Here is a 14,357-nt window from a genome sequence, read left to right on the forward strand (position 1 = left end):
AGGTTGCTATTTGCAAAAAGATATGGTAAAATAAATACGACCAAACACAAATGAATATTTACTTCCAAGAGAGATATGCTATCTGTAAAAAGCGTACCTCTGCTTCTGTTGTATCTCTCATATGGAAGGATATTTTGTGTTTGGTCGCACGTAACGAAGTTGGAGCTCTGCGTTTTTTGGGTGCACACTTCGTTGTGCACTTTTTTTAATTCAAGGAGGAAAATGATATGTCCGGGCAATTCACTGACAGAGAGGATTTTTTCAAAGATGTACGAATGCGCATGATTAAATACTATATAGAAGACTATGTGCAGAACACTATGATGCGTATGGATTTCGAGGAAGTTCTGAACAACTCCTTTGATAAATTTTTTAAGACATTGGAAAAAATCATACATAGCGAAAAGTTAGATGACAGCACAAAGGTGGAAAAAATCTTAAAGCTAATCCAAAAATATCAGTTAACATTAGATTAAAGCAGATGCTTCTGCCGTTAAAAAGGGCTGTAAATTTATTACAGCCCTTTTTTGGGGAATAGGAAAAAATGTTTGGAATGAACGAATCGAACCCCAAAGGGGTATGCCCGCAATTATACAAAGGTATATTGCGGGTTTGATTCGTTTATAGCAAAAACGCATCAATCAAAAGAAAACACGCAAAAAATTTGCGTGTTTTCTTCATTTTGTGCCTTTCTTGTAAGCTTGTAGGAACTTCGTTTGTCTTTATACTCGCGTTTTTGCGATCCGGACTTTTTTTACATTCCCTTTTATGTTTATTTGCCTTTAATGGTTATTGTAGGCTTAAATTTCGACCAGTCTGCATCGGAGTTATAGGCTTCGGTGATTGTTTTGCAATCTACCAGCAACAGCAACTGTTCCGAATTGCTTCTGTCCTCATTGTTGTCGATTTTTGCGGTAATTTTCTGTTCATCACCGTTTAAATCCTTGTAAGCAATTTCAATCTCCAGACCTTTGAGCATGCCGGGTGCCACCTCAAAGGGGAAATCCTTTCTGTTGCAAACCAGGCGTAAGCCTGTACCCTCACCTGCGTTGGTGGGCTTAACCGTAAAGGTCTTAAAGTCAGCAGGAAGTGTTGCATCAGAGGTTGCAGGCGGCAAAGTAACTTCGGGTGCTTCTACCGCACCTGCATCCTCACCGGGCGCAATAATGGTTAAGGTAAACTTGTGCGTCTTTGCCTTGTCATTATCGTAGTCAATTGCCTTTAAGCCGTTAACGGGGTCAAGCTGCAGAACGGTTGCGGTTTCACGCATTTCGTTCTTCATGATGGTGCCCACAAATTCCTGTTCGTCACCATTGTCTACGCTCTTCATTTTAATTTTAATCTTAAGACCCTTTAACATATCCTCAGCCAGTGCAAAGGGATATTTGTCAAGCGGTGTTACAAAACGGAGGCTTTCACTGCTTACGCCCTGGGTGCTGTAAGGAATGCTGAAGCTCTTGAATTCGGGAAGCTTGCTGCCGGGTGCTGCGCCCTGCTGGGCAGCATCGCTGTCAAACTTACCGCTTGCGTTTAATTTCACATCTTCAAAATCCTTGTCGGGCGAGAGAATCACCATGTCACAAGGAAGTGTTGCAATCAGTCTGTAATCCTGATACGGAACAGCCTCGGTGGGTTCAACGCAAAGCACAAACGTACCGTCATCACGCACTTCGTTAGCCGTAATAACACTCTCTAAAAGCACCTTTTGTCCGGTCGCCTTATCGGTCATAATGCCTTTAATCTGCAAGCCTGCAAGCATGTTCGGGGTAATCTTTTCCCAGGGAGCGCCCTCAAGTCTTGTTACAAAGCGCAAAAGGTTGTTGCCGCAGCCCATACCGTGAATGGAAGCGGTAAAGTTTTCAAAGGGCTTTAAGCCGGACTTTAATGCCTCAACCTTATCGCCTTTTTTATATGCCTTCTGCTCGCTTGCCTTGATGGGGCTTAAAGTACCTTCGCCCAAATCAATTTCTTTGCCGGAATGGTCGGTTGCCTTAACGCTGAAATTAAAGTCAGCCTTGGGATTATCCACCTTAACGATGGTTTCGAAGGGATATACATCAATCTTTCTGCTTTCGGTCTTACCGTCAACCGTATAGGTAAAGGTCACATCCTTTACATCCTTTGCCATCTTGGTCGAATAGATGTATGCATAGTAGTTATTGTCGTTAAACTGCATGAGATATGCCTTACCGCCGTCAAACTGTGCAACGGTGTTGCCGATAGACTGGGAAGGTGTATATTCTCTTACATAAGACGGCACCTTTACATCCGGGTGCAATACCACAGACTGAATGCCCTTTGCAGGAATGGTTAAGGTAAACTTACCGTCAACGATTTCAACGGTGGACTTGTTGCCTTCCTTATCGTAAAGGGTTGCGGTTTCGCTATACGAAGAAGCGTTCGGAATCTTGTCACCCAAAGTAATGGTGGTGGTTAAGGTATCTGCGCCTTCGTTTACAAATGCAACGCCTAAAACGCCGTCCTTTTTCGCAGGTAAGTAGTCAACGTCCGGAGAATCGGGCTCTACAATACCGCGGTCTAACCACATCCACATACCGTCTTCATCATAGAATTTACCCGAATCAAAACCGTACTGGTTGGTTACAAAGTATGCATAACCTTGGTTTACAGCGGTGGGGAATTCTACCTTTCCGCCGGATTTCTGCCAGATGTCATTGATTAAGAAGTCTTCCATGAGCCCCAAGAATACCGGAATATGATGCCAGTAAATCAGGTTGGAGTCAGGACCGTCGATGGGATAGTTTGCCTTCTTGTCATGGAACGAATATCTTTCGTAATAGTAACCCGAATAGTTTCCGAATCGACCAATCATGGCATTTCTTGCCTGGGTGATGAAGAAATCATCGCCTGTATATTCACCAAGTCTTAAACCGGTACCTGCCCACATGTTCATGATGATGGCATTACCGTTTGAAGGTGTCATGGTGTGCTCGGTGGACATACCTGCTCTTGCAGGTACCCAACCGGGGCCTGTTTCGGTTTCAATCAGCTTTTCACTCGGATTTTCGGCATCAAATACCGGCTTATTTACGCCAACCGGGTTACCGATACGCCACTGGGTACCGTCCTTATGGAAGAACCAGGTTGCTTTATCGTTTGCCATGGGTCTGGAATAGAATTTTTCGGGGGTTACGGTGTAGTCGGTGGTCGCATAATCATTCTGATAGCCTGTGGTCCAGAGCGCCATCATAATCAGCTGACCCACTTCTTCTGCCGCATCTAAGTATTTCTGTTCGCCTGTTGCTTCGTACGCAGAAATGAACGACTGCAGCATCGGCACATCATTGGAGTAGATAAATCCGCCGTAGGGCTTGGTATAGAAGGTTGTGCCTTCTTTCAAGGTGCTGTCAATATATTTGTCGGTTGCTGCCTTGATTTCTTCTTCATACTGACCGGGGAACATATCGTTCATTGCGGTGTAGCCGGTAACCGCAGAAAGGTTATTGCCTGCGCCAAGCTTAGATACCGCATGGTTCATCAGGAACGGCGTTCTGCCCTGGGACATACGGTAAAGCGCAAGGTAGGAGGAAGGTCCGAAACCGCCGTTAAAGCCATTCAGGGGCACGGGGGTAACAGAAGTGTAGGAGTTAGAGCCTTCCACACGCTTAAAGTGCATACCGCCTCTGGAAATCATGTAAGCGATGGACGGAATACCGCGTTCTTCCAAAATTTCTTCGTTGTCGGTGAGCATGTATCTCTGCATCAATTCCACAACGTTGGACTGGGTGGTAACCATTTTCGCTTCCATGTTATAAAATGCCATATCCTTGTCATCCCAACCGCCGTAGGTATCGTCCATAATCAGGTCGGTACAGTTGTAGATGGCTTCGTTCAAGGAATGATATACATTATGACGCAGGTCAACGCAGTTAAAGATGTCCTGTGCCACATGCTTGTAGTTGTCATACCAGTCATCGCCGTTGTAAATCAAGCGGTAACCGAAGGTATGTACATCGCCTGCTTCGAAAACAGAGCCTTCAGAGCCCTGAAGCGGCGCAATAATCTGACCTCTTACATTGCCGTTGGGGGCACGGAACAAGATACCGTAATCGGATCTGCCGGGGGTTGCAATGTCCTGACGGACAAACAGCGGGTCAACTGCAATACCCTTGGTGATTGCGTTCTCGCCTTCACCGAAGGTAAAGGTTACCATAGGTGTAAACATCATGTATTCTGCCAGTACCGCATCGTCTTCGGGCACAAAATCCTTGGTGTACATCAAGGGTGCGGTTACACGGTCATAGGTACCGTCTTTAAAATCAGAACCGGTAAAGTGTGCAAACGAATACGAGCCGGGAGTCTTGATGGTTGCATTAAAGGTAACTTTGGGTTCATAGGTTACATCGTTATAAGTATATGTAAGGGTTGCATCTACATTTGCGTTAGACAGACCCAAAACAACGGTCTGGTCATCCAGCTTCTGCATGGTGGTGGGAATTAACCACTCAGAGGTACCTGATTTGTAGAAATTCTTGTGACCGCTTAAGGTCAGTTCACCGTCATGGGTATCAAAGGTAGAGGTAAATCTGTGCCAGGGTGTTTCGGAAAGGGATGCAACGGGCGGTCTGGTAGTGGAAAGCGGTGCGTCGTTTGCACGAACTGCCAGTACACCCAAATCCTCGTTTCTGCCCTTTACTTCAATCCAATTGCCGTTTTTGTTGATTAAAATACGGTTCTGGATAACAGAGCCACGGTTTGTGGTACCCTGATAGAATTCAATTTTAATCTTGTCGTTGCCGATGGTTTCGGAAGCAACGTCTTCGATTTCGCCCTTTGCCCACTGGGGATAGTTACCGGGAATAATCGCACCGACTTTAGAGCTTTCCTGATAATAATCCATATATCCTGTATCGGAAGGCACAAAGTTTAAGTCAGGACTCACCATAACACCTGCCGCACGGGCAAAGAATCTTGAAGTATCCTGGAAGGAAATCTTGTGTGCGCCTTTGGTCAGCTCATACACGCCAACCTCGTCAAAGGAAAAGCCTTCCTTACCGTGTGCACCAAACTTTGTGGGCGAACGCTGACCGTCTACCGCAATGTGGAAAAAGCGGGTACCGGGCTGGTTGGTCTTATAGTCCTTGGAAAGACCCCAGATTTTGTATTTGCCGTCAAAGGGAATGTCAATCAAAAGCTCTGCATCTCCGTCGGTTGCACCGATTTCTAAGGTTTCACCGTCTTTTGTGGTGGTTCTGCCCTTAATGATGCCGTCGCCGTCTACAGACCAAACACCCAAATCATAGCAGTCGGATACCGAATAGTAACGGGTAAAGGATTCGGCGGATTCCTGATCTAAAACGCGGTCAATGGTAACGGTCTGGGTCTTGTCATCCCAGCCTACCTTCGCACCTAAGGATTCGGATACAAAGCGAATGGGAACCAAAGTTCTGCCGTCTTTTAATACAGCAGGCTGGTCTAATTCATACGCTTCACCGTTTACGGTTGCGGTGGTGTCACCAATGGGCAATACCATCGAGCCGGAGGTATTGCTGTATGCCGTAACGGTTTCGTTCAATTCGCTCCAGTACACGGTTGTGTCCAGTGCTTCAAAAATGGCACGCATAGGTACCATGGTACGGTCATTCATTAAGATGGGCTGTACATCAAATTCCAGCTTTTCACCGTTTAAAATAACCGTGATGTTGTCTGCCGCGCTAACGGTTGCAGGCACGAATGCAAGCATGGATGCCAGCATGCAAAGCACAACAAACAACGAAGTCAGTTTTTTACTCATACTTCTTCATCCTTTCTTACTTTTTACAGGTGATGTAAAAACTACACCTATTGTATAAAACTATTATACACTACCCTTTAAATTGCTGTCAATAGCAATATGTTGCGCAAAAATAGCAAAATGTTGTTTTTTCAAAAAAGAAGCACCCGCAGAGGGGTGCAAAACAAAGATATGTGTTTTTGTGTGAGGTACTTAAAGTTTGCCCCGATTTTTTTTAGACTATACCTCATTTTTTAAAATATTGATACAAATCGCATTTAATCATGCCGTTATACAGCTTTCGCTTTTTGTCGGCAGGCGTGCCGAAGCATTTTTCAAAATCCTCTAAGGGGGTTAAAACAAACATTTTCCAGTCATTCAGCCGCTCGTATACCGCGCCCATATTCCGGGCAATTTCCCGGCAGGTTTCCTTGTCCGAAAGACGCTCGCCATAGGGTGGATTGCAAACGATATAACCGCCTGCCTCTGCATGATTGAAGTTTTTTACGTCCCGTCTGGTTACGGTCACCAAATCCGAAACATGCGCTTTTGCGCAGTTGCCTGCGGTAAGCTCTACCGCAGAATCCAAAATATCGCTCGCCACAATTTTAAGCTTGGACGGGCGCATCAAATCCTTTGCCTCTCCCCTTGCAGTTTTAAACATGTCTTCCCCGAAAAAGGGCATATGCTCCGCCCCGAATCGTCTGAAAAGACCCGGTGCAATGTTTTTGGCAATCAGTCCTGCCTCAATGGGAATTGTCCCCGACCCGCAAAACGGGTCTGCAAACACACCGTCATATTTAAAACGGCTTAAAATCACCATTGCCGCCGCCATAGTCTCTCTTAAGGGTGCCTCGTTGTGCAAAAGGCGATAGCCTCTTTTATGTAAGCCCGGTCCCGAGGTGTCCAGCATCAGGTCTACCTCATCTTTAAAAATGCGGAACACAATCTGATGCACCGTGCCCGTTTCGGACAAATCCTCGGTGCGGTGTCCCTTTTTTAACCGTTCCACCACACTTTTTTTGATGATTTTCTGACAATCGGGCACAGAATGCAGTTGTGATTTTAACGAAGAGCCTTTTACGGGGAATTTTGCATCCTTCGGGATAAAATCTTCCCAGTTGATGGCATGACACTTGTCAAAAAGCTCGGTAAAGGACAGCGCCTTAAAGGTTTTTAATTTCAAAAGCACCCGCTCGCCCGTCCGAAGTCCGATGTTGACCCGTGCCGCCGCATTTTTGTCGCCCCGAAACACCACCCTGCCGTCTTCCACAGCGGTGGTTTCGTATCCTAAATTGCGAATCTCCTTCGCACAAATCGCCTCCATGCCAAACAGCACCGGCACAACATATTCAAACATCTGTTCCCCCTCCTGTCTTACACTTCCTTTATCAGAATGCTGCTGCACACATCCATTTTAAAGGTAAGGTTATCGGTAATCTCTGCAAAGGTGCCGTCGTGTTCGGCATCAAGCAGATATATTTCATACTTTCCTTCTTTTCCAAAGTCAATGTTAACCTCTTTTGATGGTGCATTTTCGTCGTGGTCATCATAATAGGTTACGATACACATCACTTTGCCCTGTTCATCTTTTCCGCACAAGGTATATATTTTTTCAGGCTGATTTTCGCATCTGATTTCGACAGTTAAATCATAAAACATACCATACCAGTAAAGAGGATAATACCCTTTCAACGGAAGTGTGGTGTAAAAATCAAAAGCACCGCAAAACACGCTTGGTCTTGTGTCATAATACATCAACATATCAATGCCGTCATTTTTTTGCGCCTCCGAAATACAAGCCATGGTAAAGGTTGCGCCTTTAATACCGTGCATAGTCTGAATGGAATAAATATATTCGTCGGTCCAACCCTTAACATAATTCCATTCATTTAAAATGCTTTCAGCATTGCCGTAACCGTAGTGATTCATCATTTCACGCACTTGCGTTGCCCTTGCCATCATTTTATTTGGTTCGGTGCAATAACAATGCCACGAGAAGAAATCCAATTCAACCCCTCTTGCCTGCATTTCTTTTAAAAATCTTTCGCCCCATTCCACATCAAACGCAATGGCAGGTCCACCGATTTTAATGTTGGGAAAACATTTTTTCAAATGTTTCGCCGCCGTTTCAAACAGGTCGAAAAACTGTTCATCCGTGCCTGTCCAGCAACCGCCACCTTTTACATCAGGCTCGTTCCAGATTTCCCAATACTCCATCCCAAGTTCAAAGCCGTTTGCCCATCCTTGGTTGTAATGGCGAATGATATGTTCACATATTTCCGCCCATTTCTGAAAATCTTTTGGCGGATTTGCACCGTGTTTTACCACGTGATGCTCAATGGTCTGCCCAAGACGGAAAAAGGTTTGCGTACCTGCATCCAAAGTTACAAGAACGGATTCATCGGTACACGGAAAATCATAAGATTCGGGTGTGTGCACATCTGCATCAAAAAAAGGAAATATTTTTGTGATATCGTGACTGTACGGTCCGCCGTATACACTCACAACCCCCGAATCGTGATTACGAGAATAAGGAATTCTTGCCGCTTTATACGCTTCAAAATTACTCTGATTCTGTCCGTCGGTATGTCGTTTGTGCCAGGGACCACCGTTTGTGGCATTCAAAATTTTAAACTTCTGCCCCGCTTTGTTTAAATCAAATTTCAACATTTCCATTGCTTTTCACCCTTTTCATGGATAAAAAACTGCACCAAGGTGCAGTTTTTATCCAATTATAAAGTTGCCATAAACTTATCAAAGTCAGCCTTACCCTTTTCGTCGCGCTTATACACACCTGCGTGCTCTAAAACAGTTACGAATACCTTGCCCACCTCTTCTTTTAAGATGGCATCCACATTGTCGGCATTCAATTCGGGATGCTTTTTCAGCACCACGTCCTTTGCCCAGTCTGCATGGGAAGCGGTTTTTTCATCTTTGGTTAAATCCTTGCCGTTGATCAGGGCATCTGCCACTGCGTCTAATTCTTCCACCAGACGGGACGGAAGCACCGCAAGACCCATAACCTCAATCAAGCCGATATTTTCCTTTTTGATGTGGTGCAGTTCATCGTGGGGATGATAGACACCCAAAGGATACTGCTCGGTTGTGATGTTGTTGCGAAGCACCAAATCCATGGTATACTTGCCGTCACGCATAGAAGCGATAGGTGTAATGGTGTTGTGGGGTGTGCCGTCGGTTTCTGCAAAGATAAAGGCATCCTCGTCTGTGTACCCTCTCCAGGCACAAAGAATTTTGTCGGACAATTCAATGATTTTTTCCTTGTCTGTACCCACCAGACGGATAACCGACATGGGCCAGTCCAGACGGCTTACTTCGATGTCCTCAAAGCCTTTTACGGTATAGAACTTTTCGCTCTTGGCTCTGTGCATGGCAAACACATGGTTACCGCCCTGGAAATGCTCGTGGGTAAGAATGGAGCCACCCACAATGGGCAAATCCGCATTAGAGCCGATGATGTAGTGATTAAAGCGGGTCACAAAATCCAAAAGCTTTCCGAACACGCTTTTGTCAATCACCATGGGGATGTGCTTGGAATTAAACACAATGCAATGCTCGTTATAGTATACATAGGGCGAATACTGGAAGCACCAGTCCTGCCCCTGAATCTCAATGGGAATAATTCTGTGGTTCTGTCTTGCAGGATGATTCACTCTTCCGCCGTAGCCCTCGTTTTCCACACAAAGCTGGCACTTGGGATAAGAAGCCTGTGCCATATTCTTTGCCGCAGCGATGGCTTTGGGGTCTTTTTCAGGCTTGGAGCGGTTGATGGTAATTTCAATCTCACCGTAGGAAGAATCCACCGTCCATTTTACGTCCTTTTTGATTCTGCCGCGACGGATGTAGTTGTTGTCGCAGGACAGTTTATAAAAATAGTCGGTCGCATCCTTAGAGGATTTCTCGTAAAGGCTGTTAAAGGTATGGATAACCGTAGACGGATACGGAGTTAAAGTATCCATAATTTCGGTATCAAAAATATCTCTGTATACCACGCTGTTGTTTTCAAGCAAGCCCGATTCTGCCGCATAATCCAAAATGCCGTCTAAAATTTCGTCCAGCTCCGAAACATCGGTGCAAACCGCACCCGTTTCTTCGTATTCGTCTAATTTCAGCTTGGTCAAAAGACGGTTTCTTACATACATTTTATCGTACTCGCCAATCAAACCCGTCAGCAAACCGTACGAAATCAGTCTGTCAATATTCTGATAAATCATTTCTTTCACCCTTCATACATTCATAATAGAATTAGTATATCACATTTTTCTCCGTATTGCAAGCAAAAAAGCAAGTCTCACGACTTGCTTTTTTCTAAGTTGTTTAAAATTTCTTCGCAAACGCCTTCAAAATTTTGGTTTAATTCCAAATTGGAATATCTGAAAACCTGAATCCCCAGCCCGCTTAAATACGCATCTCTTTCCGCATCCCGCTTTTCGCCCGCCTGCTCAAAATGCTGAGAGCCGTCAAGCTCTATCACAAGCTTTGCAGAAGCGATGTAAAAATCAACAATATATGAACCGATAACCTTTTGGCGGTTTACGGTAACGGGCAAATTTTTCAGAAAATCATACCAAAGATGCTTTTCTTCTTTGGTCATGTTCTTACGCAAGGCTTTCGCGTTGCCGGTCAGATTTTTATTATTTGTTTTGTTCATTTCCACCTCATCCGAGTTGCGTTCCGCAACCCACCTTCCCCTCAAGGGGAAGGCTTTTAAGTTCCATCTACCTCAAAAGGCTTCCCCTTTGAGGGGAAGCTGTCAACGAAGTTGACTGATGAGGTGTAGCTTGCAAAGCAAGCGTCCCTCAAAATCTATATTTCCCTGCCTTTTTCCATTCGGTTTTGCCATCTATTGTCACATAGCAGTCAATGGGAATCTCGATTTCGTAATGTACCCTTTCTCCCTCATACTGCCATGCCGATTTTATCAAGCCATACATCGAATGGAATTCTGCATTTAAATCGCCTAACTGCTTATCAGGCTTGGGTGCAATTTCGATGCCCTTTTCCGAAACGCGAATGCCTGCAGAGACCGCATACACCCACTCTAAAACCGAGCCGTAGGCATAATGATTAAAGGAATTCATATCCTTGCTCCAGAATGTGCCGTCCTCTTTTTTGCTGTCCCAATGCTCCCAGATGGTGGTTGCCCCCTGGTTTACCGAAAACAGCCAGGACGGGAATTTTTCCTGCAGCAACAGCGTGTACGCAAGCTCTGTATAGCCGTTTTCGCTTAACGCAAACAGTAGATAGGGCGTACCCACAAACCCTGTGGTTAAGCGGTTGCCGTTTTGCTTTATCATTTCCGCCAATTGGTCTGCAATCTGCTTTTTATGGTCGGTCAAATCAAAATGCAGTGCCAACACACATTCGGTCTGGGTTTTAAAGACAGGAAACCGTTTGATAAACGCCTTTCGTACATTCTCTGCTTTTTGGGCATAAAAATCATATTTGCCGTTTTGCAAAACCTTTGCGGATTTTGCCACTAAATCGGCACAGTATTTTAAGTAAGCCGAAGCAATCAAGTCCTCATCCGTTGCGCCTTTGTAAGAGCCTTCTTCATTATCCAGACCCAGCCAGTCCCCGTGACCGCTGTGTCCGACCCATAAATTCTGCTCCCTCGAAGTGGATTCCATGTACGAAATCCATTTCTCCATCATGGGAAAATGCTTTTGCAAAAGGTCTTTGTCGCCGTACATCTCATACAAAACCCAGGGACAAATGACCGCCGCATCGCCCCAGGCAGGGGACAGAAAATCGGCATTGATTTTGTTCTGCACCACAAAATTCGGCACGGTATCGGGAACGGCACCGTCATTTCGTTGCTCAGCCTGCATATCGTTTAACCATTTGGTAAAGAATTTCTTTACATCATACTGATACGACGCGGTCTTGATAAATACCTGCGCATCTCCCGTCCAGCCCAATCGCTCGTTGCGTTGCGGACAGTCGGTGGGAATGTCCAAAAAGTTCCCTTTTTGTCCCCACAAAATATTTGAGAACAGTTGATTTACCTTTTCGTGGCTTGTTGCTATATACCCCGTGCGTTTTAATTCGGAATGCACCACAATGGCAGTAAATTTCGTTTGCTCGGGCGCGCTGTCCACACGGACATACCGAAAGCCATAAAACACCGTTTTAGGCTTATAGCTTTGCTTTCCGTCTTTACAAATATATTTATAAATACATTTTGCATCGCGGTAATTTTCGGTATAGAAATTGCCGTCTTTATCCAAAACCTCCGCAAAGGAAAGAGAAATTTCTTCGCCATTTTTTGCATTGGTTTCAAGCCCGATATAGCCCGTAATTTCCTGCCCGAAATCCAAAACCCTTTCGCCTTTCGGGGTCACAAAGGTTGCAATCGGCTTAAAACGTTCCTGCTCCTTGATTTCTTCCCCCTCTTGCGGAATTAAAATCGCCTTGTTGTAGCAGGCATGCTGTACTGCTTCCGGCTCACTTTCAAAGTTGGCGTCAAAAATTTCACCGTCATATATATCAGAAAAAAGCACCTTGCTCTTTTTGACCTGCCAGCTTAAATCGGTGCCGATGCGCTCGGTTTCCGTTTCATACTCTAAAATAAGCTCTGCAATAAGAGACGGCTGACTTTGAATCTGACTTTGATAGCTTCTGGTAATGCCGCCTCTGAACCAGCCGTTGCCCACAAGTACCGAAAGGGTGTTTTCTCCCGCTTTTAAAAGATGGGTTACATCATAGGTCTGGTACTGCAAGCGTGTAATAAAATCGGTACAGCCCGGTGCCAGTACATACTCCGACACACGCGCATCATTTATTTTTGCTTCATATACCCCAAGACATGTCAAGGTAAGGCTTGCAGATTGCAAACCTTTTTTGACCGTTATGCTTTTTAAATACTCAGGACAAATCCCCTCAAAATTGCTTTGGGGAACAATCCATAAACTGTCCTTTAACATAAGACACCTCTTATTTTGCAATCAAAGTATCGTTTTTCTCTTCCACATCTGCAAAATGCGGACGTTCTGCACCTTTGGGATTGTTGGGCTGATGGTATGCAAATTTCATGTCGCCTGCTTTGTCATAAAACAGCATACCGTGTCCGCCGTCTTTGGAGAAAAGCAACTTTTCTTCGTGTGCCCAGTTGCCAAGTACAGAGCCGTTATCCGAATAAGAAATGGCTTCGCAGTAGCCCTCTTTGGTAAAACTCGACCAAATCATAAGCAAACGACCGCTTTTTGTTCTGTACATAAACGGACCGTCTGTAACAAAGTTGCCTTTACTGTCACAATTCTGCCCCGGCGCATACCCCACTTCACACACCCCGGGAAGGGAGGATGCCGTAAACAACACCTTGGGCTCGCCTACCGCTTTTGTCAAATCCTTTGACAATTCAATGACGCACATTTCTCCGTCGTGCACCTGCACCCACTCGTGGCAGAACACCATATAAGGCGTGCCGTTTTCAATGTGGAGCGTACCGTCTAAGCACATCCAGTCAGCAGGTGTTACGGGACCTTCGCTATGTAATTTAAAGGGACCCAAAGGACTTTCTGCCTTTAAAATCTGCGTACCGCGCATTTTGTCTTTGGCATAAAAGGTAGCCAACATATAATATGCACCCTCATATTTATGCACCTCGGGCGCCCAGAAATTTCTGTCCGACCAAAAATCCGCAGGGGGTGTAAACACCTCAATGGGGTCGGAAAAGGTCTCTAAATCGTCGCTTACATACACATCAAGCCCTGTGCATAAGCCCCAGGTTTCGCTGCCCCGGCTTCCGTACATATAATATTTTCCGTCCTCATAAAGCACAAAGGGATCTCTGATGTTAATATCTGTATTTTTCATGTTATTTTCTCCTTTTTATAAACAAATGTCCGCAAAAACGGGAGAATGGTCTGTGGCATCCAATATGGCTTTATCGCAAACCACCCGATACTGCTCTGTTTTAAATGTGCCCATGCCGATAATATAATCCAGCGACATACTGTACGGATTTTGGGTGGTCTTGCCATGGTAAAAGCCCTTTTCATCCGCCACCGGGTCCCCGTGCATGGTGGACACATCATCTTTATTTTCGGTCAGGTCAAAAAGCACCTCTGCCTTTTCGCCCTGAAACACCTTAAATACCGGATGGTCTCTTTTACTGTTCAAATCGCCAAACCCGAACACGGGACAATCAAAACGCTCTTTCACAAAACGCATCAATCCAACAAGCTGTTTGGCATTTCGCACACGGATTTCATCATCCTTTGGACAATCATATTTCCACCAGAAATGGGTGTTGAAAACACCAAGCCGTTTTCCGTCTTTTTCAATAACCGCCCAGGTAACGGCTTTGGATTGGTCGGGCGTTTCGGTTAAATATTCATATCCCTTTGCCAAAATATCCCATGTCTTTGAAATTGCCATAGGCACATAATTGTTGTTATAAAAAAGCTCTGTACCCAAAATACGGTAGTTTTCCGAAAGGCGTTTGAACAGCTTTGCATTGTACCATCCTTGGGTAATTTCCTGCAAGCCGATTACATCGGGTGCATATTTCCGGAAGGTTTCAAAAATGCCGTCCTCACGCACCTCTACCGGGTTCCCGAAATAGTCGCCCCAGATATTGCTTGTCATAATTCTCATA

Annotated in this window: 9 protein-coding genes; 1 reads left to right on the forward strand and 8 read right to left on the reverse strand. The window is 45.1% G+C overall.

Annotation, left to right across the window (positions count from 1 at the left end; genetic code table 11):
• The first annotated feature begins 227 nt into the window (after positions 1–227).
• On the forward strand, positions 228–476 hold the full coding sequence (locus tag IJE10_09125) for a hypothetical protein (GenBank protein MBQ2968264.1): 249 nt from the start codon (positions 228–230) through the stop codon (positions 474–476).
• 296 nt (positions 477–772) lie between these two features.
• Here IJE10_09125 and IJE10_09130 read toward each other — a convergent pair whose 3' ends face one another.
• From IJE10_09130 to IJE10_09165, 8 genes are all read right to left on the reverse strand, one after another.
• On the reverse strand, positions 773–5,755 hold the full coding sequence (locus IJE10_09130) for a copper amine oxidase N-terminal domain-containing protein (protein MBQ2968265.1): 4,983 nt from the start codon (positions 5,753–5,755) through the stop codon (positions 773–775).
• 226 nt (positions 5,756–5,981) lie between these two features.
• Complete coding sequence (locus IJE10_09135) at positions 5,982–7,094, reverse strand: class I SAM-dependent RNA methyltransferase (GenBank protein ID MBQ2968266.1); 1,113 nt, start codon at positions 7,092–7,094, stop codon at positions 5,982–5,984.
• Positions 7,095–7,111: 17 nt separating this feature from the next.
• Positions 7,112–8,413 carry a hypothetical protein gene (locus IJE10_09140; GenBank protein ID MBQ2968267.1) on the reverse strand — a complete coding sequence of 434 codons (1,302 nt, stop codon included), beginning with the start codon at positions 8,411–8,413 and terminating at the stop codon, positions 7,112–7,114.
• Positions 8,414–8,469: 56 nt separating this feature from the next.
• The gene (gene galT / locus IJE10_09145) at positions 8,470–9,969 is read right to left on the reverse strand and encodes a UDP-glucose--hexose-1-phosphate uridylyltransferase (protein MBQ2968268.1); all 1,500 of its coding nucleotides are present in this window, start codon (positions 9,967–9,969) and stop codon (positions 8,470–8,472) included.
• A 77-nt stretch (positions 9,970–10,046) separates the two neighbouring features.
• On the reverse strand, positions 10,047–10,406 hold the full coding sequence (locus IJE10_09150; GenBank protein ID MBQ2968269.1) for an endonuclease domain-containing protein: 360 nt from the start codon (positions 10,404–10,406) through the stop codon (positions 10,047–10,049).
• 148 nt (positions 10,407–10,554) lie between these two features.
• Entirely contained in the window at positions 10,555–12,681 is a 2,127-nt protein-coding gene (locus tag IJE10_09155) for a family 78 glycoside hydrolase catalytic domain (GenBank protein ID MBQ2968270.1), read from the reverse strand.
• A gap of 10 nt (positions 12,682–12,691) precedes the next feature.
• Positions 12,692–13,573, reverse strand: coding sequence for a family 43 glycosylhydrolase (locus tag IJE10_09160; protein ID MBQ2968271.1), 882 nt, complete (start codon positions 13,571–13,573; stop codon positions 12,692–12,694).
• Between the two features lie 15 nt (positions 13,574–13,588).
• Positions 13,589–14,356, reverse strand: a complete 768-nt coding sequence (locus IJE10_09165; protein MBQ2968272.1) for a hypothetical protein — start codon at positions 14,354–14,356, stop codon at positions 13,589–13,591.
• Position 14,357: the final 1 nt, after the last annotated feature.

Source organism: Clostridia bacterium (genome assembly GCA_017410375.1).
Taxonomy (GTDB): domain Bacteria; phylum Bacillota; class Clostridia; order RGIG6154; family RGIG6154; genus RGIG6154.